This window comes from Streptomyces diversicolor, from assembly GCF_057537855.1.
Genome location: NZ_BAAJXA010000017.1, coordinates 11,953 through 34,436 on the forward strand (window position 1 = coordinate 11,953; position 22,484 = coordinate 34,436).

At 71.8% G+C, this 22,484-nt stretch carries 21 protein-coding genes and 2 pseudogenes; 17 read left to right on the forward strand and 6 right to left on the reverse strand.

The features are described from left to right. Nucleotides 1-3: 3 nt before the first annotated feature. From resB to AC27LF_RS20945, 3 genes are read left to right on the forward strand one after another with little or no spacing between them, the layout of a single operon-like run. A complete protein-coding gene (gene resB, locus AC27LF_RS20935; RefSeq protein WP_479659222.1) occupies nt 4-1,734 on the forward strand; it encodes a cytochrome c biogenesis protein ResB in 1,731 nt (576 codons plus the stop codon). Continuing rightward, the gene (gene ccsB, locus AC27LF_RS20940) at nt 1,731-2,831 is read left to right on the forward strand and encodes a c-type cytochrome biogenesis protein CcsB (RefSeq protein WP_479659221.1); all 1,101 of its coding nucleotides are present in this window, start codon (nt 1,731-1,733) and stop codon (nt 2,829-2,831) included. Before resB ends, ccsB begins: the two co-directional genes overlap by 4 nt. Before the next feature lie 40 nt (nt 2,832-2,871). Continuing rightward, nucleotides 2,872-3,276 (forward strand): SRPBCC domain-containing protein, encoded by a 405-nt coding sequence (locus AC27LF_RS20945; protein WP_479659220.1) that lies wholly within the window; start codon nt 2,872-2,874, stop codon nt 3,274-3,276. 11 nt (nt 3,277-3,287) lie between these two features. On the opposite strand, the gene AC27LF_RS20950 is transcribed toward AC27LF_RS20945, so the two are convergent. Next, entirely contained in the window at nt 3,288-3,746 is a 459-nt protein-coding gene (locus AC27LF_RS20950; protein ID WP_479659219.1) for a nucleoside deaminase, read from the reverse strand. Nucleotides 3,747-3,984: 238 nt separating this feature from the next. Here AC27LF_RS20950 and AC27LF_RS20955 point away from each other — a divergent pair, with 238 nt between their 5' ends. After that, nucleotides 3,985-4,752: a CDP-alcohol phosphatidyltransferase family protein gene (locus AC27LF_RS20955; protein ID WP_479659218.1), complete on the forward strand. Its 768-nt coding sequence runs from the start codon at nt 3,985-3,987 to the stop codon at nt 4,750-4,752. A gap of 845 nt (nt 4,753-5,597) precedes the next feature. On the opposite strand, the gene AC27LF_RS20960 is transcribed toward AC27LF_RS20955, so the two are convergent. After that, nucleotides 5,598-5,987: a PLD nuclease N-terminal domain-containing protein gene (locus AC27LF_RS20960; protein WP_479659217.1), complete on the reverse strand. Its 390-nt coding sequence runs from the start codon at nt 5,985-5,987 to the stop codon at nt 5,598-5,600. A gap of 89 nt (nt 5,988-6,076) precedes the next feature. On the opposite strand from AC27LF_RS20960, the gene AC27LF_RS20965 reads away from it, so the two are divergent. The 9 genes from AC27LF_RS20965 to AC27LF_RS21005 all read left to right on the forward strand — a co-directional run bounded on the left by AC27LF_RS20965 (nt 6,077) and on the right by AC27LF_RS21005 (nt 13,701). Continuing rightward, nucleotides 6,077-7,534 carry a menaquinone biosynthesis decarboxylase gene (locus tag AC27LF_RS20965; protein ID WP_479659216.1) on the forward strand — a complete coding sequence of 486 codons (1,458 nt, stop codon included), beginning with the start codon at nt 6,077-6,079 and terminating at the stop codon, nt 7,532-7,534. Nucleotides 7,535-7,613: 79 nt separating this feature from the next. Continuing rightward, nucleotides 7,614-8,516: a menaquinone biosynthesis prenyltransferase MqnP gene (gene mqnP / locus AC27LF_RS20970; protein WP_479659215.1), complete on the forward strand. Its 903-nt coding sequence runs from the start codon at nt 7,614-7,616 to the stop codon at nt 8,514-8,516. A gap of 210 nt (nt 8,517-8,726) precedes the next feature. After that, nucleotides 8,727-9,401, forward strand: coding sequence for a UbiX family flavin prenyltransferase (locus AC27LF_RS20975; protein WP_479659214.1), 675 nt, complete (start codon nt 8,727-8,729; stop codon nt 9,399-9,401). A 95-nt stretch (nt 9,402-9,496) separates the two neighbouring features. Beyond that, nucleotides 9,497-9,952 (forward strand): Lrp/AsnC family transcriptional regulator, encoded by a 456-nt coding sequence (locus AC27LF_RS20980; RefSeq protein ID WP_351737298.1) that lies wholly within the window; start codon nt 9,497-9,499, stop codon nt 9,950-9,952. A 48-nt stretch (nt 9,953-10,000) separates the two neighbouring features. Continuing rightward, nucleotides 10,001-11,164: an aminofutalosine synthase MqnE gene (gene mqnE / locus AC27LF_RS20985; protein WP_479659213.1), complete on the forward strand. Its 1,164-nt coding sequence runs from the start codon at nt 10,001-10,003 to the stop codon at nt 11,162-11,164. 129 nt (nt 11,165-11,293) lie between these two features. Further along, nucleotides 11,294-11,947, forward strand: a complete 654-nt coding sequence (locus tag AC27LF_RS20990) for a UdgX family uracil-DNA binding protein (RefSeq protein ID WP_479659212.1) — start codon at nt 11,294-11,296, stop codon at nt 11,945-11,947. Nucleotides 11,948-11,985: 38 nt separating this feature from the next. Next, nucleotides 11,986-12,510, forward strand: coding sequence for a GNAT family N-acetyltransferase (locus AC27LF_RS20995; RefSeq protein ID WP_479659211.1), 525 nt, complete (start codon nt 11,986-11,988; stop codon nt 12,508-12,510). A 124-nt stretch (nt 12,511-12,634) separates the two neighbouring features. Continuing rightward, nucleotides 12,635-12,934, forward strand: coding sequence for a DUF4229 domain-containing protein (locus AC27LF_RS21000; protein WP_479659210.1), 300 nt, complete (start codon nt 12,635-12,637; stop codon nt 12,932-12,934). A gap of 38 nt (nt 12,935-12,972) precedes the next feature. Beyond that, on the forward strand, nt 12,973-13,701 hold the full coding sequence (locus tag AC27LF_RS21005) for a TetR/AcrR family transcriptional regulator (RefSeq protein WP_479659209.1): 729 nt from the start codon (nt 12,973-12,975) through the stop codon (nt 13,699-13,701). Here AC27LF_RS21005 and AC27LF_RS21010 read toward each other — a convergent pair. Next, nucleotides 13,689-14,522, reverse strand: a complete 834-nt coding sequence (locus AC27LF_RS21010) for a MaoC family dehydratase (RefSeq protein WP_479659208.1) — start codon at nt 14,520-14,522, stop codon at nt 13,689-13,691. The two genes, AC27LF_RS21005 and AC27LF_RS21010, sit on opposite strands and share 13 nt — an antisense overlap. Further along, the gene (locus AC27LF_RS21015) at nt 14,522-15,829 is read right to left on the reverse strand and encodes a 3-oxoacyl-ACP reductase (protein ID WP_479659207.1); all 1,308 of its coding nucleotides are present in this window, start codon (nt 15,827-15,829) and stop codon (nt 14,522-14,524) included. The genes AC27LF_RS21010 and AC27LF_RS21015 overlap by 1 nt, the downstream gene beginning before the upstream one ends. Nucleotides 15,830-15,951: 122 nt before the next feature. Between AC27LF_RS21015 and AC27LF_RS21020 the strand changes: the two genes are divergently transcribed. Together AC27LF_RS21020 and AC27LF_RS21025 are read left to right on the forward strand one after the other, a co-directional pair. Further along, entirely contained in the window at nt 15,952-17,238 is a 1,287-nt protein-coding gene (locus AC27LF_RS21020) for an acetyl-CoA C-acetyltransferase (protein WP_479659206.1), read from the forward strand. A 216-nt stretch (nt 17,239-17,454) separates the two neighbouring features. Further along, on the forward strand, nt 17,455-19,401 hold the full coding sequence (locus AC27LF_RS21025; protein WP_479659205.1) for an AMP-dependent synthetase/ligase: 1,947 nt from the start codon (nt 17,455-17,457) through the stop codon (nt 19,399-19,401). A gap of 167 nt (nt 19,402-19,568) precedes the next feature. Here AC27LF_RS21025 and AC27LF_RS21030 read toward each other — a convergent pair. Then, a pseudogene (locus AC27LF_RS21030) lies at nt 19,569-19,810 on the reverse strand (AzlC family ABC transporter permease); the annotation flags it as partial. Between the two features lie 28 nt (nt 19,811-19,838). Between AC27LF_RS21030 and AC27LF_RS21035 the strand changes: the two are divergent. After that, a pseudogene (locus AC27LF_RS21035) lies at nt 19,839-20,183 on the forward strand (DNA-binding protein); the annotation flags it as partial. Nucleotides 20,184-20,295: 112 nt separating this feature from the next. Here AC27LF_RS21035 and AC27LF_RS21040 read toward each other — a convergent pair. After that, nucleotides 20,296-20,499: a cold-shock protein gene (locus tag AC27LF_RS21040; protein WP_003974443.1), complete on the reverse strand. Its 204-nt coding sequence runs from the start codon at nt 20,497-20,499 to the stop codon at nt 20,296-20,298. A 287-nt stretch (nt 20,500-20,786) separates the two neighbouring features. On the opposite strand from AC27LF_RS21040, the gene AC27LF_RS21045 reads away from it, so the two are divergent. Beyond that, nucleotides 20,787-21,632, forward strand: a complete 846-nt coding sequence (locus AC27LF_RS21045; RefSeq protein ID WP_479659204.1) for a menaquinone biosynthetic enzyme MqnA/MqnD family protein — start codon at nt 20,787-20,789, stop codon at nt 21,630-21,632. Nucleotides 21,633-22,484: the final 852 nt, after the last annotated feature.

Genomic DNA, 22,484 nt, shown 5'->3' on the forward strand with positions numbered 1-22,484 from the left:
TCGATGAGCACGACTTCCAAGACCGCGCCCGACAACTCCCCGGACGCAGCGGAGGAACAGGGACTCGCGGACGCCGGCTCCCAACTGTCCACCGCGCCGCGCGACGAGCCGGTGAGCATGCCCGCGCTCGGCGTCATCGGCTGGGCCCGCTGGTTCTGGCGGCAGCTCACCTCCATGCGGGTCGCGCTGCTGCTGCTCCTGCTGCTGTCGCTCGCCGCGATCCCCGGCTCGCTGATCCCGCAGACCGGCATCGACGTCACCAAGGTCGACGACTTCCGCAAGGCCCACTCGACGCTCGCGCCGATCTACGACAAGCTCGGCCTGTTCAACGTCTACAGCTCGGTGTGGTTCTCCGCGATCTACATCCTGCTGTTCGTCTCCCTCATCGGCTGCATCGTGCCCCGCACCTGGCAGTTCGTGGGCCAGCTGCGCAGCCGTCCGCCGGGCGCGCCCAAGCGGCTGACCCGGCTGCCCGCCTACACCAGCTGGCGCACGACGGCCGAGCCCGAGGAGGTCCGCCGGGCCGCGCTCGCGCTGCTGAAGAAGCGCCGCTTCCGCGCGCATCCGGCCCAGGACGCGGTCGCCGCCGAGAAGGGCTACCTGCGTGAAGTGGGCAATCTGGCCTTCCACATCGCGCTGATCGTGATGCTGGTCGCCTTCGCCTCGGGCCAGTTGTACAAGTCGGACGGCACCAAGCTGATCGTCGAGGGCGACGGGTTCGCCAACTCGATCCTGCAGTACGACGACTTCAAGTCCGGCAGCCTGTTCACCAATGACGACCTGGTGCCGTTCAGCTTCGACCTGAAGGACTTCAAGGGCACATACGAGCTGACCGGCCCGAACCGCGGCACCCCCCGCACCTACCAGGCCAAGATCACCTACAGCAAGGGCGCCTACGGCAAGGAGACCCCGGCGACCGTCAAGGTCAACAAGCCGCTGGAGATCGACGGCGCCAAGGTCTACCTGGTCAGCCACGGCTATGCGCCGGTCATCACCGTCCGCGACGGCAACGGCAAGGTCGTCTTCGATGACGCGGTCCCCCTTCTGCCGCTGGACGGCAATGTCACCTCCTCCGGTGTGGTCAAGGTCATGGACGGCTACAAGAACCCCCAGGGCGTCAGCGAACAGCTCGGCTTCCAGGCATGGTTCCTGCCGACCTACGGGGGCAAGGGGAGCCCGATGGCCTCCCAGTTCCCCGCGTTGCTCAGCCCGATGCTGGCGCTGAACGCCTACCACGGCGACCTCGGCGTCGACTCCGGGCTGCCGCAGAGCGTGTACCAGCTCGACAAGAGCCATATGAAGGAGTTCAAGGACTCCCAGGGCAAGCTGCTGAAGAAGCAGCTCACGCCGGGGCAGACCATGACGCTCCCGGGCGGCGCCGGCTCGATCACCTTCAACAAGGAGATCAAGGAATGGGCCGGCTTCGAGATCGTCCAGGAAAGGGGCGCCGGCTGGGCGCTCGGCGGTGCCATCGCCGCGATCCTCGGCCTCGCCGCGTCCCTGTTCATCCAGCGCCGCCGCGTCTGGGTGCGCGCCGCGCCCGGCCCCGACGGCGTCACCGTCGTGGAGATGGCCGGCCTCGGCCGCAGCGAGTCCGCCAAGGTCCCCGAGGAACTGGGCGACCTCGCCGGTGCCCTCTACGACCGCGTGCCCGGGGCACCAGACCCCGACGACGAACCCTCACCATCCGCCGACTCCCCAGCCGTACCCGCCGAAGGGGCTGAGAAGCAGTGACCTCCGCCGCCGCAATCGATCTCGCCGCCGCGACCAACGAACATCTCGCGAGCGTCAGCAACACCCTGATCTACTCGTCGATGGCCGTCTATACGCTGGCCTTCTTCGCGTACATCGCGGAATGGCTGCTCGGCAGCCGCAGCAAGGTCGGCCGTACGGCCGCCGCGCTGACCGCCGACGCACCGAAGAAGGCGGCCGCGCCCGCCGTCACCGTGAAGAGCGCCGGCGGTACCGCCGTGCTGGAGCGGCCCAAGGTCGTCGTCCGGTCGGCGGCCGGCGCCCGGGACGTGCCGGACGGCCCCGGCGCGCACGGCGGTGACCAGCAGGGCGACCTCTACGGGCGTATCGCCGTCTCGCTCACCGTGCTCGCCTTCCTGGTGGAGCTGGGCGGGGTCATCGCCCGCGCGGCCTCCGTGGAGCGGGCGCCGTGGGGCAACATGTACGAGTTCAACATCACCTTCTCCACGGTCGCCGTCGGCGTGTACCTCACGCTGCTGGCGCTGAAGAAGAACGTCCGCTGGCTGGGGCTGTTCCTCACCACCACGGTCCTCCTCGACCTCGGCCTCGCTGTCACTGTCTTGTACACCGCCAGCGACCAGTTGGTTCCCGCCCTGCACTCGTACTGGCTGTACATCCACGTCTCCACCGCGATCTTCTGCGGTGCGGTGTTCTACGTCGGCGCGGTCGCCACGATCCTCTACCTGTTCAAGGACTCGTACGAGACCAAGCTGCAGAGCGGCGGCCGGCCCGGCAAGTTCGCCACCTCGGTGCTGGAGCGGCTGCCCGCCTCCTCCTCGCTCGACAAGTTCGCCTACCGGGTCAACGCGGCCGTCTTCCCGCTGTGGACGTTCACGATCATCGCGGGCGCGATCTGGGCGGGCGACGCCTGGGGCCGCTACTGGAACTGGGACCCCAAGGAGACCTGGTCCTTCATCACCTGGGTCGCCTACGCCGGCTATCTGCACGCCCGCGCCACCGCCGGCTGGAAGGGCCGCAAGGCCGCCTACCTCGCGCTGATCGCGTTCGGTTGCTGGCTGTTCAACTACTACGGCGTGAACATCTTCGTGAGTGGCAAGCACTCGTACGCCGGCGTCTGACCCGGGTGCGGAACGTTCCGCTCCGGTCCAGGCTTGTGGCATGTCCGGATCCATCGAACAGGCCCGCAGCCGGACCCGCGGGAACGCGCACCTGCTCCGCTTCCTGGTGCGCCTGCCGAGGCCCATGGAGGCGGTCTGGCCCGCGCTGACCACGCCCGACGGCCTCGCGGGCTGGCTGACCGCCGCCGACGTCCTCGAACCGCGGCTCGGCGGCATGGTCACCCTGCGTGAGCTGGGGACCGGGCGGGTGACCGCGTGGGACGTGGACCGGATCGCGGAGTACACGCTGGAGTGCGGCGGCCGGCTCAGGTTCCACCTGGAGCGCGACGGATCCGGCGGGACCGTGCTCCGCTTCACCCACGAGTTCCGGGGCGGGGCGGAGCCGGAGTCACGCTGGCGGACCCGCTTCGAACGACTGATCGAGCACCTGGAGTCGGCCCCCTAGGACGCACACCGTCACGTGCCGATGTCCTCGTTCCACAGCGCCGGATGGGCCTGGACGAAGCCGCGCAGCAGGCCGATGCACTCGGGGTCGTCAAGGACCAGGATCTCCACGCCGTGCGCGGCCAGCCAGTCGTGCCCGCCGTGGAAGGTGACGGCCTCGCCGATCACGACTCGTGAAATGCCGAACTGACGCACCAGACCGCTGCAGTACCAGCAGGGCGACAGCGTGGTGACCATCGTCGTGCCCCGGTACGTCCGCCGGCGGCCCGCGGCGCGGAACGCGGCCGTCTCCGCGTGCGTCGACGGATCGTCGTCCTGGACGCGGCGGTTGTGGCCGCGGCCGAGAAGGGTGCCGTCGGGGCCGTAGAGGGCCGCGCCGATCGGAATGCCGCCCTCGGCGAGCCCGGCGCGGGCCTCGGCGACGGCGGTGGCCAGCCAGCCGCGGGCCCGCTCCTGGTCCGGGTGCTCCATGCGTCCACTCTCCTTCGGCGCCGACTCCGGGCCACCGTGCGGAAACTACCCGCCGGGGCGCGCCGTTACCGGCATTTCGCCCGGCCGCGGACCGCAGACGCCGTCGGGCCGCGGCCCCGGGTTGCCGATGCCCGTCCTTGCGGGGTCGCCTCGGTGAAGCCCACGGAAACGCACTCTGTACTCTGGCCCGATCGCCGCCGCACGAGCGGCAGTTGGGCCCTGGGTGGGAGGAACGGTCATGGTTGCTGCTCCGGTTCTGGAGGAGCTGCGAGAGGTCTGCCAGCCGCAGGCCAAGCTGGCGAGCCGCAACGGCGAGCACTGGGCCGGGCGCCTGTACATGCGGCGCGTCTCGCTGCGGTTCACCCGCCAGCTGGTGCGCACCCGCGTCACGCCGGACCAGCTGACCTGGACCATGGTCGGCTGCGGGGTCGCGGCGGGCGCCGCGCTGCTGATACCCGGCCTGGCCGGGGCCGTGCTCGCGGTGATCCTGATGCAGCTCTTCCTGCTCTTCGACTGCGTGGACGGCGAGGTCGCCCGCTGGAAGGGGCAGAACAGCGCCACCGGCATCTACGTCGACCGGCTGGGCGCCTATCTCGCGGACGCCGCGCTGCTGGCGGGCGCCGGGTTCCGGGCCGCCGAGAACGGCTTCGGCGGCTGGCTTTCGGTCGGGATCGCCACTGCGCTCGGCGTCGTCCTGCTGAAGGCGTCCACGGACCTGGTGGACGTGGCACGCGCCCGGCGCGGGCTCGGCGTCGCCGACGACGAGGCGACCCGGCCCCGCTCCCAGGGCGTGGCCACCGTGCGGCGGCTGGCGGCGGCGTTCAAGATCCACCGGGTGACGAACGGCATCGAGGCGTCGCTGGTGCTGCTGGCCGCTGCCGTCGCGGACGCCGTGACCGGCGGGATCGACCCGACGCGCTGGGCGCTCGGCGCGCTGGCCGTGATCACCTGGGTGATGGTCCCGGCCCACCTCCTGTCCATCCTGTCCTCCTCCCGCCTGCGCTGACCCTGCCGGGGGCCCAGCCTGTCGACTCCCGGCCCGTTGAGGCAGCGGAGCCGGGCAGAAGCCGCGAGCACCACCCGGGAGCGGACCATGGGCGTCCGGCCGCGCGGCCCCGCGCAGCGGGTCGAGGACCGAGCGGAATCCGGGACGCGGTGACCGTGACGCGGGGTACGGATCGGACGGGCGTCGCGTACGTCGTCGACACGCGCTGCACTCCTGGCCCGACGTGAGCGGGCCGGTGTGCTCACGGACGTGGAGAGCGGACACGTGGACGCCGAGCAGCGTCGCGGATCTCCCTGGGGCGCAGTTTCCGGGGCATTCCGCAGAGTGCCCCCAGCGCACCGCGTTCCTCACGCAGCGCCGCTCCCGGACGCGTCCGTGGCGTGCGGCGCGCGTATGGTCCTCGTCGCCTGCGTGAGCGGGCCGGTGTCCTCACGGACGCGGAGAGCGGACGCGCGGATGCCGAGCAGCGCCACAAAACTCCTCGGGGCACCGGGGCTTTGGGAACAGCCGACAGAGGGCCCCGGCGTCTCGCTCGCAGTGCCGTTCCCAAGGGGACGAGCACCCCGGACACGTCCGCCGCCGGTGACCGGGACATCAGCACCGTCCGCCGGCGCGCCTCCCGAAAGGCCCGGCCGTCGACCGTTCGCCCGGAGGCAGTACACGAAGGCCATGGGGCCGGCGACAGCCGCCGTAAGCGAGTTCGTCCCGGCGACGTGCGCGCCGTTCAGTTGCCGCGGCGTGCTCCTGCGGTGGGTGCCGCCGCGGCGAGGTGCGGCCGTCGAGCGCGTTGAGCCGTCGGGTGGGGTGGGCCGTCGGCCGGGTGAGTGGCCGGGGTCGGCGTTCGGTCAGTTGCCCTGGGGTTCCTCGCCGTTCTCCTTGCGGCGGAGTTCTTCCTCGCGGCGGCGCAGGTCGGCCTCCCAGTTCTTCAGCAGCTGCTCGTCCCGCTTGTTCTCCTCCGCGAGGGACTTCAGGAACTCGGGGTTGTCGTCCGGAGCGACCTGCTCGAACCGGTGGTTGCGGTGCCACTCGGACGGGGTGCGGCCGGTCACGGGCGGCTGGCGGACCTTGCCCGTGGCCAGCCAGACGATCGGCCCGACGATCCAGAAGAGCAGGATGATGAAGACCCAGGCGATCTTCGGAAGGTGCCGCGCCTCGTCCTCGGGCGTGTTCAGGCAATCGATCAGCGCGAAGATCGTCAGTGCCAGCGGCACCAGGTACATCAGCAGCCTGAGCATGTGAAGGAAGTCCTCTGAAAACGATGGAGGGGTTCCGCACCGGCCCCCCGTGACGGGGCCAGGGTAGCCGCTCGGGGATACTGGACCCCATGGCTTACGACGATCTTCGCTCCTTGCTCAGGGCCCTGGAGCGCGAGGGAGACCTCAAGCGCATCAAGGCCGAGGTCGATCCCCATCTGGAGGTCGGGGAGATCGTCGACCGGGTGCAGAAGTCCGGCGGCCCGGCCCTGCTCTTCGAGAACGTGCGCGGAGCGAGCATGCCGCTGGCCATGAACGTCTTCGGCACCGACCGGCGGCTGCTGAAGTCCCTGGGCCTGAAGTCGTACGCCGAGATCTCCGACCGGATCGGCGGACTGCTCCGCCCCGAACTGCCGCACGGCTTCGTCGGCGTGCGCGAGGCGTTCGGGAAGCTCGGCGCGATGACCCACGTACCGCCGAAGAAGGTCAAGTCGGACAACGCGCCCGTGCAGGAGGTCGTCCTGCACGGCGACGACGTCGACCTGCACGCGCTGCCCGCGCTGTTCACCTGGCCCAAGGACGGCGGTTCCTTCTTCAATCTGGGGCTCACCCACACCAAGGACCCGGATACCGGGATCCGCAACCTCGGCCTGTACCGCCTCCAGCGCCACGACCGGCGCACCATCGGCATGCACTGGCAGATCCACAAGGACAGCCGCAACCACTACCAGGTGGCCGCCCGCAGGGGCGAACGGCTGCCGGTGGCCATCGCCTTCGGCTGTCCGCCCGCTGTGACCTACGCGTCCACCGCCCCGCTGCCCGGTGACATCGACGAGTACCTGTTCGCCGGGTTCATCGCCGGCAAGCGGATCGAGATGGTCGACTGCAAGACCGTGCCGTTGCAGGTGCCGGCCAATGCGGAGGTGGTCCTGGAGGGCTGGCTGGAGCCCGGCGAGATGCTGCCGGAGGGCCCCTTCGGCGACCACACCGGCTTCTACACGCCCCAGGAGCCCTTCCCGGCGCTCACCATCGACTGCGTCACGATGCGCAGGCGGCCGCTGCTCCAGTCGATCGTCGTGGGCCGCCCCCCGACGGAGGACGGGCCCCTCGGCCGGGCGACCGAGCGTTTCTTCCTGCCGCTGCTGAAGATCATCGTCCCGGACATCGTGGACTACCACCTGCCCGAGGCGGGCGGCTTCCACAACTGCGCGATCGTGTCGATCGACAAGAAGTACCCGAAGCACGCCCAGAAGGTGATGCACGCGGTCTGGGGCGCGCACATGATGTCCCTGACGAAGCTGATCGTGGTCGTCGACGCGGACTGCGACGTGCACGATCTGCACGAGGTCGCCTGGCGGGCCCTCGGCAACACGGACTACGCCCGCGACCTGAGCGTCGTCGAGGGCCCCGTCGACCACCTGGACCACGCCTCCTACCAGCAGTTCTGGGGCGGCAAGGCGGGCATCGACGCGACGCGGAAGTGGCCTGAGGAGGGTTACACGAGGGACGGGGGCTGGCCGGACATGGTCCTGTCGGACCCCGATACGGCGGCCCTGGTGGACCGCCGCTGGAAGGAGTACGGACTGTGAAGGGCACCGACATGGTGGTGTGCGGCAGCGCGGGGACGGGGCTTGCCCGCCGCCGCGGGGGTGATCCGGAGCACGGCCTGTGAGCAGCGCTTCCGCGGCGATTCCGCAGCCGGGACGCACCAGGGCGTTTCTGCGTCTGGTGATGATCGAGCACTCCGTGTTCGCGCTGCCCTTCGCGTACATCGCGTCGCTGACGGCGATGTACGCGTGGGACCGGAACATCCACTGGGGCCGGCTGCTGCTGGTCACCGTCTGCATGGTGGGTCTGCGCACCTTCGCGATGGCCGTCAACCGGATCATCGACCGCGAGATCGACGCGCGCAACCCGCGCACCGCGCACCGGGAGCTGGTGACCGGCGCGATGTCTGTGCGGCACGCCTGGACGGGCGCGCTGATCGCGCTGGTGGTCTTCCTCGGCTCGGCGGCCCTGCTGAACCCGCTGTGCCTGGCCCTCGCCCCCGTCGCGGTGATCCCGATGGTGGTCTATCCGTACGGCAAGCGGTTCACGAACTTCCCGCAGGCCATCCTGGGCCTGGCCCAGGCGATGGGTCCGGTGGGCGGCTGGCTCGCGATCAGCGGCGCGTGGTCCTGGAACGCGGTCATCCTGGGGCTCGCGGTCGGCATCTGGATCGGCGGCTTCGACCTGATCTACGCCTGCCAGGACGTGGAGACCGACCGTGCGATCGGTGTCATGTCGGTGCCGGCCCGGTTCGGCATCCCGGCGGCGATCTGGGGCGCGCGGGTCTGCCACACGATCACGACGGCCCTGTTCGTCTGGTACGCGGTCGCCACGGAAGCGGGCGCGTTCTTCTGGCTGGGGCTGCTGATCGTGGCCGGCGCGTTCTGCTACGAGCACACGATCGTGCGCCCGCACGACCTGTCCCGACTCAACCGGGCGTTCTTCTCGACGAACGGTTTCATCGGCATCAGCCTCTTCGTCTGCGCCCTGATCGACCTGCTGGTGCGGGGGCTGACCGTGTAGCTCCTTCGCCTCTTCGAGTGGCGGAGGGCGACGGCTGGTCCGGCGGTCCACCACGGGCTGCGGTGGCCGACACCCCTGCCGTGGCGGGGACGATCCGAGGGCGATTCCCATGACCCCGTGCACGGTCATGCGCGCCCCGTCCCTGCGGGGATCGTGCCCAGGCTGCCGCCCCGTCCTGAACACGATGGGGCGCGCCGGTACGCTCGTGGTGTGAACGCAGGAGAAACGCAGCGCGTGCCTTGGATCGTGGGGGTGTCCGGAGCTTCCGGAACCCCGTATGCGGCCGCCGTGCTGCGGGCGCTGCTGACCGCGGGGGAGCGGGTCGACCTCGTGGTGTCCCGGGCGTCGCGGCTCACGCTGCTCGACGAGACCCAGATCGCCTTCCGGGACGGCCACTGGCAGCAGGACCTGCGGGAATGGCTGTCGCGCGGAGCCGACGGCAAGCCCGGGACGTTCGACGTGGACATCGAACGGGTGCGGTACTGGAACGCGGGGGACCTCGCCGCCGGGCCGTCCTCGGGGTCGTACCGGACCAGGGGCATGCTGATCGTCCCGGCCTCCACCGCCTGTGTGGCCGGGGTGGCGCTCGGGCTGTCCAAGGACCTGCTCCAGCGGGCGGCGAGCGTGACCCTCAAGGAGCGCCGCCCTCTGGTCGTGGCCGTACGCGAGACCCCGCTGAACGGCCAGACGCTGCGCCATCTTCTCGCCCTGGACGACGCGGGCGCGATCGTGGTGCCCGCCTCGCCGGCCTTCTACGCGGGGGCCACCCACATCCAGGACCTGGTGGACTTCGTGGCCGGCCGGGTCCTCGACGCGGCGGGCGTGCCGCACCGGCTCTACCGGCGCTGGGCGGGCGAACTCGGCGGTGGCAGCCGGACCGAGTGAGCATCAGGCGGCGCCGGCAGCGCTCACCCCTTCGGAAAACTCCAGGAACTCGGCAGATCCCACAGCGGATCTCCTCAGCGGAAGGCTTCGATCGCATGGACGCGGTGGACAGGCAGCTCATCCAGGCCCTGAGAGAGAACGGCCGGGCCTCCTACGCGGAGCTGGGGCGCCTCGTCGGCCTGTCGGGCCCGAGCGTCACCGACCGCATCAACCGGTTGGAGGCGGCCGGTGTCATCACCGGTTACCGGGCCACCGTGGACGCGGCCTCCCTCGGTCTCGGCGTCACGGCCCTGATCGGCATCTCCCTGTCGGACGCGGCCGACCACGAGGACGTGGCCCGCAGGCTGAAGGACCTGCCCGAGATCGAGGACTGCTGGTTCATCGCAGGCGACGACTCGTTCATGCTCAAGGTGCGGGCGACGGACGTGGACGGCCTGGAGCGGATCATCCGCCGGCTGTCGGGGACCAAGGGCGTCTCACGCACCCGTACCACGATCGTGCTGTCCACCAAGTGGGAGAACCGGGTGGGTGAGCTGCCCGAGGAGGTGTAGCCGCCGGGGCGTACGGTGGGCGGAGTCTTCGAGAGAGAGGTCAAGGACATGGACGTCGGGCTCAAGCGCGAGCTGGAGGAGAAGGTGCGGGCGGGCGTCCGCCTCACCCGCGAGGACGGCATCGCGCTGTACGAGTCGGACGACCTGGCGTGGCTGGGCGGTCTCGCCCACGAGGTGCGCACCCGTAAGAACGGCGACGTCGTGCACTTCAATGTCAACCGGCACCTCAACATGACGAACGTGTGCACCGCGTCCTGCGCCTACTGCTCCTTCCAGCGCAAGCCGGGTGAGAAGGACGCGTACACGATGCGCATCGAGGAGGCCGTCAAGCTGGCCAAGGCGATGGAGGCCGACAACCTCACCGAGCTGCACATCGTCAACGGCCTGCATCCGAACCTGCCGTGGCGCTACTACCCGCGTTCGCTGCGGGAGTTGAAGGCGGCGCTGCCGAACGTCTCGCTGAAGGCGTTCACGGCGACGGAGATCCACCACTTCGAGACCATCTCCGGGCTCGGCGCCTCCGAGATCCTGGACGAGCTGATCGACGCCGGTCTGGAGTCGCTGACCGGCGGCGGCGCGGAGATCTTCGACTGGGAGGTGCGGCAGCACATCGTCGACCACCGCACCCACTGGGAGGACTGGTCCCGCATCCACCGCCTGGCGCACGAGAAGGGTCTGAAGACCCCGTGCACCATGCTGTACGGCCACATCGAGGAGCCCCGGCACCGCGTCGACCACGTGCTGCGCCTGCGCGAGCTCCAGGACGAGACCGGCGGTTTCCAGGTCTTCATCCCGCTGCGCTACCAGCACGACTTCGTGGACATGAAGGACGGCAAGGTCCGCAATCGCCTTCAGGCGCGCACCCAGATGGCGACGGGCGCGGAGGCCCTGAAGACCTTCGCGGTCTCCCGCCTGCTCTTCGACAACGTCCCGCACGTCAAGGTGTTCTGGGTGATGCACGGGGTGCGCACGGCCCAGCTGGCGCTCCAGCACGGCGCCGACGACATGGACGGCTCGGTCGTCGAGTACAAGATCACCCATGACGCGGACGACTTCGGCACGCCGAACAAGCTGACCCGCGAGGACCTGCTGGACCTCATCCGCGACGCCGGCTTCCGCCCGGTGGAGCGCAACACGCGCTACGAGATCATCCAGGAGTACCCCGGCCCCAACCCCCAGCGCCGCGAATCCCCCCAACCAATGCGCCTCTGAAGACCCCACGGCAGGCGCCCGAAGGGGCGCGGGGAACTGCGCGCTCAGCCACATCGCGTCCCGCACTCGGCATCCATCCCCCACCACCCCCTCGTTACGCCGCGCCCAACCCCGGGTACCCGCCCAACCGTGGCTACGACGCAAGCGAACGCCTACACGGCGGAGCCCTACGTGCCGACCCGAGGCGGTCTCGCCGCCCTGCGCAAGGCGGCGGCCGGCTGCCGCGGCTGCCCCCTGTACCGGGACGCCACGCAGACGGTCTTCGGCGCCGGAAACGCGGACGCGCGCGTGATGCTCGTGGGCGAGCAGCCCGGCGACCAGGAGGACCGGCAGGGCAAGCCGTTCGTGGGCCCGGCCGGAAGGCTGCTCGACCGGGCGCTGGCGGAGGCGGGCATCGACCCCGCTGAGACATACGTCACGAACGCGGTCAAGCACTTCAAGTTCACCCGGGCCGAGCCCCGCAAGCGCCGTATCCACAAGGCGCCGAGCCTGCGCGAGACGGCGGCGTGCGCGCCGTGGCTCGCGGCCGAGCTGAGGGTCGTGGAACCCGAGCTGATCGTGGTCCTGGGCGCGACGGCGGGCAAGGCGCTGCTGGGCTCGTCGTTCCGGGTCGGCGAGGTGCGCGGGACGCTGCTGGAGCGGGAGGTGCACGGGCAGTCGCGGCGGCTGGTGCCGACGGTGCATCCGTCGTCCGTGCTGCGGGCGGACGAGGCGGACCGGGACAAGGCGTACGCGGGGCTCGTCGCGGACCTGGAGGTGGCCGCCCGCGTGCTCGCGGGGTAGCCGTACGACCGCCATCCGGTAATGAATAAGATACCGGCATGCCCCTTACATTTACGCTCGATCCCGCCGTCACCCCGGCCCTGCGGGACGGCATCGTCGATCTGTGGACCGACGTCTCCAACGCCGGCGGCGCCGTGGGCTTCGTGCCGCCGGTGTCGCGCGAGGAGATACACCCGGAACTGGTCAGGCACTTCGTGGCGATGGCCGAGGGCCGCGCCCGGCTGCTCGTCGGGCACGACACGGCGGGCGAGGTCGCCGCGACGGCGTTCCTCACCTTCAACACGCACCGGCTGATGCGGCACTGGATCTGGCTGTACACGGTCATGGTGCACCCGAGGCACCAGGGCCGTGGCTACGGCCGCGACCTGCTGGCCGCCGCCGCGGACGCGGCCCGCGGCTTCGACGGCATCACCGCGATCCGGCTGACCTGCCGCGGCGGCGCCGGCCTGGAACGGTTCTACGGCGGCTGCGGCTACAAGGAGGTCGGCCGGGTGCCCGGCGCGATCCGCGTCGCCGACGGGGACGACCGCGACGACATCACGATGCTGCTGCCGCTCGCGTGACACCCGGCACCCGCCGCCACGGCCGGACGGCGGGCGTGCTTCACTGGATGATGCCCTTTGGGGTGTTCCGACCTTCCCCGGCTCCGTCGAGCGGGGACCGCCAGAAACGGAAGAGTGGATTGAGATGCTCCGCTACACGCTGATGCGCCTCGGTATCTTCGCGGGCTGCCTCCTCGTCGTCTGGGGCCTTGTCTACTCCGGTGCCTTCCCGCGCGGCTTCGGCGACTCCAACTTCCTGTGGGTGCTGCTGCTCGCGATGGTGATCTCGGCGCCGATCAGCTTCGTGGTGCTGCGCCGGGAGCGGGAACGCGCCTCCGTCCAGATCGTGCGCAAGGTCGACCGGGCGAAGGCCGGCCTTGAGGCCAACCGCCGCCAGGAGGACGTGGCCGACGACGCCGCCCGCGCCCAGGGCCAGCCGTCCTGATCACTCACCGGGCGCCCGGGGCCAACTAGTCTGACCCCATGGGTGCCGTGAAGACCAAGCGGATGCCGCGGGCGGTCCGGGAGCAGCAGATGCTCGACGCCGCCGTACGGACCTTCGGCCGGCGCGGGTACACGGCCGCGTCGATGGACGAGATCGCCGAACTGGCCGGCGTGTCGAAGCCGTTGGTGTACCTGTACCTGAACTCGAAGGAAGACCTGTTCACGGCGTGCATCCGGCGTGAGGCCAAGGCGCTGACGGACGCGGTGCGTTCGGGGGTGCGGCCCGGACTGCCGGCCGACCGTCAGCTCTGGGACGGGCTGCGGGCGTTCTTCGCGCACACCGGCGAGCATCCGGACGCCTGGTCCGTGCTGCATCTCCAGGCCCGCACCCATGGCGTGACCTTCGCGGCCGAGGTCACGGCGATGCGCGAGGAGATCGTCGCGTTCGTGACGCGGCTGATCGCGGTCGCGGCCCGGCAGGCGCACCGCAACCCGGATCTGCCCGAGCACGAGGTCGCCGGGCTGGCCGAGGCGCTGGTGGGCGCGGCCGAGTCGCTTGCCACCTGGGCCAACGCGACCTCGGGCGTCACCGCCCGGCAGGCGGCGGCGACCCTGATGAACTTCGCGTGGGCGGGCCTGGCCAACCTCATGGCCGACCGGCCCTGGACACCGCCCGAAGAGCCCGAGGGACACGAGGGGCCCGAAGGGCACCGCGTACACGAAGAGCGGCCCGGGGGACCCGGCGAACCGGTGGCTCAGCCGGGATAGACGGCGCCGGTCAGATGGACCCGGCCGTCCGCGCCGCGCAGTTCGAACCGCCCGCCGTCGGCCGCGTACACGACCGTCCCCGGCAGCAGCACGGGCGCCCGGAACTCCGCCCGCACCCGGACCGCCTCCGGTGTCCCGTGCGCGGCGAGGCAGCGGGCCACCGTCCACATGCCGTGCGCGATGGCCCGCGGGAAGCCGAACAGGCGGGCGGTGAGCGGGTGGAGGTGGATGGGGTTGCGGTCGCCGGAGGCCGCGCCGTAGCGGCGGCCGACGTCCCCGGCCAGCCGCCACCGTGCCCGCGCCGGCAGCGGCCCGCGCTCCGGCCGCTCGGCCCCGGCACCGCCGGACGTCCGGCGCCGCGCCAGATAGGTGCTCCGCGACTCCCACACGACCTCGCCCGCGGCCCGCAGTTCGGTGGCCACGGACGCCTGCGTGCCGCGCCGGTGCGGCGCCAACCCCTCGACACGGACGGCGAGTTCGTACTCGCCGGTGGTCGGCAGCGCCCGGTGCCGGGTCAGTTCGATGGACGTGTGGACGAGCCCGAGCAGCGGCAGCGGAAAGGCCCGGTCACTCATCAGCCGCATGGCCAGCGGGAAGCCCAGCACATGCGGATAGGTCGGGGGCAGGACGTCGTCGACGGCCGGGAAGCCGCACACCCGCTCGTAGGCCGCCAGATGCGCGAGGTCGACGCGCAGGGCGGGCAGCACGAGCCGGTCCCGGGGGAAGTCCGCGTCCGGGCGGGGACGTTTGAAGGGCGACAGCAGGGCGCCCCGGACCAGCAGAGGGGCGAGCGCCGGCGGCCGCGCGAGGACGACGGACATCACGCCCCCAGCAGGCTCTGGCCGCAGACCCGTACGACCTGCCCGTTGACCGCGCCGGAGGCCGGATGGGCGAGCCAGGCCGTGGTCTCGGCGACGTCGGCGGGCAGCCCGCCCTGGGCGAGCGAGTTCATGCGCCGCCCCGCCTCCCGGATGAACAGCGGGATCGCGGCCGTCATCCTCGTCTCGATGAACCCGGGAGCCACCGCGTTGACGGTGACCCCGTGGTCGGCGAGGGCCCGCGGGGCGAGGGAGCGCACCAGTGCGACGATCCCCGCCTTGGCCGCGCCGTAGTTCGTCTGACCCGCGTTGCCCGCGAGTCCTGCGATGGAGGCGGTGGCCACGATGCGCCCGCCGGCCCGCAGGGTGCCGCCCGCGAGCAGCGCGTCCGTCGTGCGCAGCACGCTGCCCAGGTTGACCTCCAGCACCGGACTCCACCGCTCGGCGGGCATGTTGACCAGCCGCCGGTCCCGGGTGATGCCCGCGTTGTGCACGAGCACGTCCAGGCCGTCGGGGAGCGCGGCGGCGATCCGCTCGCCGGCGTCGGCTGCGGTGATGTCCAGCGCCAGCGCCCTGCCGCCGATCCGCTCGGCGACCCGGCGGGCGTCGGCCTCGGCGGCGGGCACGTCCAGGACGACGACGTGTGCCCCGTCCCTGGCCAGCGTCTCCGCGACCGCCTCGCCGATGCCACGGGCGGCGCCGGTGACCAGGGCGGTCCGCCCGGCCGACGGCCGGTCCCAGTCGTCGGGCCGGTCCACCGCGCCGGTGCCGACGTGGATCACCTGGCCGCTGACGTAGGCGGACCTGGGGGAGAGCAGGAAGCGGAGGGTGGACTCGGCGGCGGGCGCGTCGCCGAGCCGCAGCAGATTGACGGTCCTGCCCCGGCCGATCTCCTTGCCCAGGGACCGGGTGAAGCCCTCCAGGGCCTGCTGGGCGGCGCACTGGTGGTGGTCGGCCGGGTCCAGCGGGGCGCCCAGCACCAGCACCCGGCCGCTGTCGGCGACGGACCCGACGACGGGGTGCAGGGCGGCGTGCACACCGGCGAGCGCGTCGACGTCCCGTACCCCGGTGGCGTCGAGGACCACCGCGGCGGGCCGCGCGTCGTCGGTGGCGAGCCCGGTGCGGGCCAGGACGGGGGCGAGGCCGGGGCCGAGGGCGGAGGTGCCGGCCGTGAGGTGCAGCAGGCCGCCGTCGAGCGCCGGGGACCGGGGCGAGAAGCGGCGCAGCGCCGCCGGCTGGGGCAGCCCGAGCCGGCGGGTCAGGAAGCGGCCGGGCGCGGTGCCGGTGAAGCTCAGATAGCGGTCGGCCATGTCTGCGACTCCCACGGGTTCGGTGCGCTGCCACTGGGCGCGGTACCCAGGTGACTTACTCTGGAGTAAGGTTACCGGAGGTAAGTAGAGGTGAGCCCGTCGGGGTGGAGGAGCAGATCGAGATGAGTCCCCTTGAGCCGCCACGGGCCCGCCGGGTCGCGGTGATCGGCGGCAGCCGTGTCCCGTTCGCCCGCGCCGACGGCCCCTACGCCACCGCCTCGAACCAGGAGATGCTGACCGCCGCCCTGGACGGCCTGGTCGAGCGGTACGGGCTCCACGGCCCCGGCGCCGTCGGCGAGTTCGTGGCGGGCGCGGTCCTCAAGCACAGCCGGGACTTCAACCTCGCCCGCGAGACGGTCCTCGGCTCGGCACTGGACGCCCGCACCCCGGCCTACGACATCCAGCAGGCCTGCGGCACCGGCCTCCAGGCCGTCATCGCCGCCGCCAACAAGATCGCCCTCGGCCAGACGGAGGCGTCCGTCGCGGGCGGCGCGGACACCGCGAGCGACGCGCCACTGGGCCTCAACGACCGGCTGCGCCGCATCCTGTTGGAGACCCGGCGGGCGAAGACGGCCGGCGGCCGGCTGAAGGCACTCGCCCAGCTGCGGCCCGGGCACCTCGTCCCCGACATCCCGCGCAACGCCGAGCCCCGCACCGGTCTGTCGATGGGCGAGCACGCGGCCGTGACGGCCCGCGCCTGGGGGATCGGCCGCGAGGCACAGGACGAACTCGCCGCGGCCGGCCACCAACGGCTCGCGGCGGCCTACGAACGGGGCTTCTTCCAGGACCTGGTGGTGCCCTTCCGTGGCCTGACCCGGGACCAGAACCTGCGCCCCGGCTCCACGGTGGAGCAACTGGCCACCCTGAAACCGGTGTTCGGGCTCGACGGCCCCGAACCCACCATGACAGCGGGCAACTCGACACCGCTGACCGACGGCGCGGCCGTGGTCCTGCTGGCCTCCGAGGAGTGGGCGCGGCGGCGGGGCCTTGAACCGCTGGCCTTTCTGACGGCGTACGAGACGGCGGCGGTGGACTTCGTCCACGGCGATGTGGCGGGCGGTGCGGACGGCCTGCTGATGGCGCCCGCGCATGCCGTGCCGCGCATGCTGGAGCGGGCCGGGCTCGGCATCGCGGACTTCGAACTCGTCGAGACCCACGAGGCGTTCGCCTCACAGGTGCTGGCGACGCTCGCCGCCTGGGAGAAGCGGGGGCTGGCGCCGGTGGACCGGGCCCGGCTGAACGTGGCGGGATCCTCCCTGGCCACCGGCCACCCCTTCGCGGCGACCGGCGCCCGCATCGTGGCGACCCTGGCCAAGCTGCTGTCGGAACGGGAGGGCCCGGCCCGCGGGCTGATCTCGGTGTGCGCCGCGGGCGGCCAGGGCGTCACGGCGATCCTGGAACGAACATGAGGTCCCCTCACATAATCTCCGGGGTTGCACAGCCCCGGCTCCGGACCCTTCCCGAAACCGCACCATCCCGCCACAGCCGGGCCGTACGATGATCAGCTAACCGTCAGTAACCCCTCATATGCGGCCGTTCGGCCCGCCGACGGTGAACGCCTCGGTGTGCGAGGCACGTACGTCATGCAGCAAGCAGTGCACCGCTGCACGCCCGAGGAGCCGCCCGTGTCCACCCCGTACCCGAACGTTCCCGTCTCCTCCGGCAAGACGGTCTCCGCCACCGACTACGACGGCGCGCCGATCCTCATCGAGCCCGAGACCCGCCGGCTGGACGGCGCCGTGCGCGAGGTGTCCGTCCCGCCGTTCGCCCCGCCGGTGCGCCACGGTTCGCTCGCCGACCTGCCCTTCGACAACGCCGTGGCCGACCCCGCGGCCGTCGTCCTCAGCCGCCGGGCGGCCGACGGCCGGTGGACGGACGTGACGGCGGCGGACTTCGCCGGACAGGTGCTCGCCCTGGCCAAGGGGCTGCTCGCGGAGGGCCTGGCACCGGGCGACCGGATCGCCGTCATGGCCCGCACCCGCTACGAGTGGACCCTCCTCGACTTCGCCGCCTGGGCGGCCGGACTGGTCACCGTCCCCGTCTACCCCACCTCCTCCGTCTTCCAGACCCGCTGGATCCTCCAGGACTCCGGCGCCGTGGCCCTCGTCACGGAGACCGCGCGCCAGGCCGCCGCCCTCGGACCGGAACTCGACCGGGTGCCGGACCTGCGCCACCTGTGGGTGATCGAGAAGGACCACCTCGAACGACTCGCGGAACGCGGCGACGCCCAGGTGCCGGAGGCCGAGGTCGCGGTCCGCCGCGGCATGCTCGGCCCGGACACCCTCGCCACCCTCATCTACACCTCCGGCACCACCGGCCGCCCCAAGGGCTGCGCGCTCTCCCACGGCAACTTCTTCGCCGAGGTGGACAACGCCATCGAACTGCTCTACCCGATCTTCAAGGCGAAGACCTCCGAAGAGGCGTCTGTCCTGCTGTTCCTGCCGATGTCCCACGTCTTCGGCCGCATGGTGGCGATCGCCTGCGTTCGGGCGCGGGTGCGGCTGGGTCACGCGCCGAGCCTCAAACCGGAACACCTGCTGCCGGACCTCGCCGCCTTCCGGCCGACCTGCCTGCTGACCATCCCGTACATGCTGGAGAAGGTCTTCAACACCGCGCGCGCCAAGGCGGAGAAGGGCGGCCGGGCCTCCTCCTTCGACCGGGCCGCGAACGTGGCCAGGCGCTACGGCGAGGCACTGGAGGCCCGGCAGACCGGCACCGGCGGCGGCCCGAGCCGCGCCCTGCGCACGGCCCGCGCCTTCTACGACCCCCTCGTCTACCGGCGCATCCGCAACGCCATGGGCGGCCGGGTCCGGTACGCCATCTGCGGCGGCTCCCCGCTCGGCCGCCCGCTGGCCGCCTTCTACGCCGGCGCCGGCATCGAGATCTTCGAGGGCTACGGGCTGACCGAGACGACCGCCGCGTCCACCGTGACCCCGCCGCTCAAGCCCCGTCTGGGTACGGTCGGCTGGCCCATGCCGGGCACCCGGATCCGCATCGCCGCGGACGGCGAGATCCTGGTCGCGGGCGAGCACGTGCTGCGCGGCTACTGGGACCCGCAGGCCGGCGGGGTGGTCCCGGCGACCCGGGACGGCTGGCTCGCGACGGGCGACATCGGGCAACTGGACGACGAGGGGTATCTGACGATCACCGGCCGCAAGAAGGAGCTGCTGATCACGGCGGGCGGCAAGTCGGTGGCGCCCGCACCGCTGGAGAACTGGCTGCGCTCGCACCCTCTGATCTCCCAGGTGATGCTGGTCGGCGACGGCCGCCCCTACGTCGGCGCGCTCATCACCCTCGACCCCGACGGCATCACCCACTGGCGGCAGATGAACGGCAAGCATCCGGTGCCGCCGGAACTCCTCGTGGACGACCCGGACCTGACCGCGATCCTGCAACGCGCGGTGGACGAGGCGAACCGGCTGGTGTCCCGCCCCGAGTCCATCAGGAGGTTCACCATCCTCCCCACGGACTTCACCGAGCAGGCAGGCCACCTGACCCCTTCGATGAAACTACGCCGCACCCAAATCATGCACGACTTCCCCGAGGCGGTAGAGGGCCTGTACACGGGCTGACCACCCCCGGCCTTCAGCCCCCGACACCTCGTCCGGCTGACGCCCCGCGCCCCCCACGGCTCGCCTGCCCCACGGCTCGCCTGCCCGACGGCCCGCCTGCCCGACGGCCCGCCCAGCGTCGGCACCGAGGACACCCCGGCCGGCACCACGGGCGGCGCCGCGAGGGCCAGCGCCGCGCCGGGCAGCCGGGCGGTACGGCCCCGGCCGATGATCTCGGCGACCGCGAGGACGCACGCGGCGGTGCGGATGTGCAGGAGCAGCCCGGTGGCCGCCGCGGCGAGCGGCCCGCCCCCGGCGAGCAGCACTCCGACCACGCTGAACTGAGCCGAGCCCGCGTACCGAGCAGCGACAGCGCCACCGGCACCCAGCGGGGGAGCCCGCCGGCCACGGACACGGCGCCGAAGGACACACCGACGACACCCCCGGCCGGCTACACGAGCGAGCTGACCCGCAGCGGGCCGGCGCGGCCCAGTTCCGTGGAGTCGGCGAGCGGGAACCCGAGCATGGAGACGATCTGGGCGCTGGGCGTGCCGTTCAGCGTGCTGGTCGAGCCGCCTACCTCCACCGTCCGGGTGATTCGCGCGGGTGAGGGGCCGACGGTCGCCTCGGAGCAGGCCGACTACGTCGCCACCCTGCTGTCGCCGAGCCCCCCGGGCGCCCGGCGGGACGTCTACCGGCTGCGGGCGGAGCCGGGCGCGGCCCGCGAGTCTGACGTGGGGGACGTGCCGCACGTCTACGAGGCGTCGGCGCCCGGGACGACCTTCGTACTGATCAGGCAGCACGCACAGCTACGGCTGACGGCCGACCGCCGGCGGTGGAAAAGGGCAGGAGCCCCGTCGCCGAAAGGCGCGGGGCTCCTTGGGTACTTCTCTCAGGGTGCGATCGGATCGCTGCTCAGACGGGGGTGACGTTCTCCGCCTGCGGGCCCTTCGGACCCTGGGTCACGTCGAAGCTCACCTGCTGGTTCTCTTCGAGGGAACGGAAACCCTGAGCGTTGATCGCGGAGTAGTGAACGAAGACGTCGGGGCCGCCGCCTTCCTGGGCGATGAAGCCAAAGCCCTTTTCGGCGTTGAACCACTTCACGGTTCCGGTAGCCATAAGCCCTCCTTGGGCTCACAAAGGGTTGCCCTGCTCCAGAACCTGCAAGTGTGAAACAGTGCCGCACAAGTGCATATGTCTGAAAACGACGAGAGCCCGCGGTTACATGCTCCGCAGGCTCTGTACTGCAAGGGAAACCAAACTGCAACTTGCGGCGAGCCTAGCATGCGGGCAGCCGGAAGCAATAGAGGTCAAGATCACGTCACTCGGAAGTTTGAACGCCGCTAGGCCGGTTGACGGAGGGGGCGGTTGTCGGCACCGTACCCCATGAGGTCTAGTCTCGCGATGTGGACAATTCTCGCACCCGGCCGCGCGTCGGCCACATCCAGTTCCTGAACTGCCTGCCCCTGTACTGGGGGCTCGCGAGAACCGGCACCCTCCTCGACTTCGAGCTGACCAAGGACACCCCGGAAAAGCTCAGCGAGCGGCTGGTGCGGGGTGACCTCGACATCGGGCCGATCACCCTGGTCGAGTTCCTGAAGAACGCCGACGACCTCGTCGCCTTCCCGGACATCGCCGTCGGCTGCGACGGCCCCGTGATGTCCTGCGTGATCGTCTCGCAGGTCCCCCTCGACCGGCTCGACGGCGCCCGGGTCGCCCTCGGCTCGACCTCCCGCACCTCTCTCCGCCTGGCCCAGCTGCTGCTCGCCGAGCGGTACGGCGTACGGCCCGAGTACTACAGCTGCCCGCCCGATCTCAGCCTGATGATGCAGGAGGCGGACGCGGCGGTGCTCATCGGGGACGCCGCACTGCGGGCCAACCTCCTCGACGGGCCGCGCTTCGGGCTCGCGGTGCACGACCTGGGCACGCTGTGGAAGGAATGGACGGGCCTGCCGTTCGTCTTCGCGGTCTGGGCGGCCCGCCGCGACTACCTGGAGCGCGAGCCGGTGATCACCCGTCAGGTGCACGAGGCGTTCCTGTCCTCCCGCAACCTCTCCCTGGAGGAGGTCGGCAAGGTCGCCGAGCAGGCGGCCCGCTGGGAAGCCTTCGACGAGAAGGTCCTGGAGCAGTACTTCACGACCCTCGACTTCCGCTTCGGCGCCCCCCAGCTGGAGGCGGTCGCCGAGTTCGCCCGCCGGGTCGGCCCGACGACGGGCTTCCCCGCGGACGTGAAGGTGGACCTGCTGACCTAGCCCCACGACCGCGCCGCCGACGCTCCTCCGCGATACGGGTCCCTCGCAGCAGTCGGCTGATCGAGGCGTGACGGAAATGTGCGGGGATTCTGGTTGCAGCTAGGCTCACGGCTGGCCGTTGAGGCCCTTCGCGGTACGGGTCCCTGGCAGCAGTCGGTCGGCCGAGGCGTGACAGAGAAATGCGGGGATTCCGGTTGCAGCCAGCAGCGGCCGACACCCCCGCCCCCGCGGGGTCCTACCGGCACCCCGGCCGCCTCGACTCCACCGGGCCGCGCCGCCGCCGGGCCTTCCCGAAGGCGCGGCGCCGACGGCTGCCCGCTCGCCGTGAAGATCGCCCACCCGCACTCCGCGCCAGACGAGCAGTCCCACGCCCTCCCCACCCTCGAATCAGCTCGCGCGCTCGCGCGGGGTACCCGCATCGGCGCGCGGGCAACGCCGGGCGGACCTCCATCGACGCGAGGCCGAGGCCGCACGGCGGGTGGGCGGCACCTGGACTGGGCCGGTCCCGGACGCCGCCCCCGACACTCCGGCGCCCTGATCCGCCACCGGCCATGCGGCTGGACCCTCCCCGGCGACCGCCGCCACCACGGGCCGCTGCCCCGCACTCCGCAAGAGCGCTCGCCGCGCCGTGGCCGGCAGGCGCGTCCGGTGTCCGGCCGACCGCCGTCCCCAGCCCACACCGGCTCCCACCGGGCCCCGCCCGCAGACACCCCGCCCCACCCCCGATTCCCAGTCCCGCACGGCGGACTACGGCTCCCGGGCCCGCGTGGTGGACTTCGGCTCCCGCCCCGCCCGCAGACACCCCGCCCCACCCCCGATCCCCGGTCCCCGGTCCCGCACGGCGGACTCCGG

Coding starts and splice junctions, on each gene's coding strand:
- AC27LF_RS20955 (WP_479659218.1), top strand. CDS start 3,985: ATGGTTGCTGCTCCGGTTCTGGAGGAGCTGCGAGAGGTCTGCCAGCCG.
- AC27LF_RS20960 (WP_479659217.1), bottom strand. CDS start 5,987: ATGCTCAGGCTGCTGATGTACCTGGTGCCGCTGGCACTGACGATCTTC.
- resB (WP_479659222.1), top strand. CDS start 4: ATGAGCACGACTTCCAAGACCGCGCCCGACAACTCCCCGGACGCAGCG.
- AC27LF_RS20945 (WP_479659220.1), top strand. CDS start 2,872: ATGTCCGGATCCATCGAACAGGCCCGCAGCCGGACCCGCGGGAACGCG.
- AC27LF_RS20950 (WP_479659219.1), bottom strand. CDS start 3,746: ATGGAGCACCCGGACCAGGAGCGGGCCCGCGGCTGGCTGGCCACCGCC.
- AC27LF_RS21040 (WP_003974443.1), bottom strand. CDS start 20,499: ATGGCTACCGGAACCGTGAAGTGGTTCAACGCCGAAAAGGGCTTTGGC.
- AC27LF_RS20980 (WP_351737298.1), top strand. CDS start 9,497: ATGGACGCGGTGGACAGGCAGCTCATCCAGGCCCTGAGAGAGAACGGC.
- AC27LF_RS20965 (WP_479659216.1), top strand. CDS start 6,077: ATGGCTTACGACGATCTTCGCTCCTTGCTCAGGGCCCTGGAGCGCGAG.
- AC27LF_RS21000 (WP_479659210.1), top strand. CDS start 12,635: ATGCTCCGCTACACGCTGATGCGCCTCGGTATCTTCGCGGGCTGCCTC.
- AC27LF_RS21005 (WP_479659209.1), top strand. CDS start 12,973: ATGGGTGCCGTGAAGACCAAGCGGATGCCGCGGGCGGTCCGGGAGCAG.
- mqnE (WP_479659213.1), top strand. CDS start 10,001: ATGGACGTCGGGCTCAAGCGCGAGCTGGAGGAGAAGGTGCGGGCGGGC.
- AC27LF_RS20995 (WP_479659211.1), top strand. CDS start 11,986: ATGCCCCTTACATTTACGCTCGATCCCGCCGTCACCCCGGCCCTGCGG.
- AC27LF_RS21015 (WP_479659207.1), bottom strand. CDS start 15,829: ATGGCCGACCGCTATCTGAGCTTCACCGGCACCGCGCCCGGCCGCTTC.
- AC27LF_RS21010 (WP_479659208.1), bottom strand. CDS start 14,522: ATGTCCGTCGTCCTCGCGCGGCCGCCGGCGCTCGCCCCTCTGCTGGTC.
- AC27LF_RS21020 (WP_479659206.1), top strand. CDS start 15,952: ATGAGTCCCCTTGAGCCGCCACGGGCCCGCCGGGTCGCGGTGATCGGC.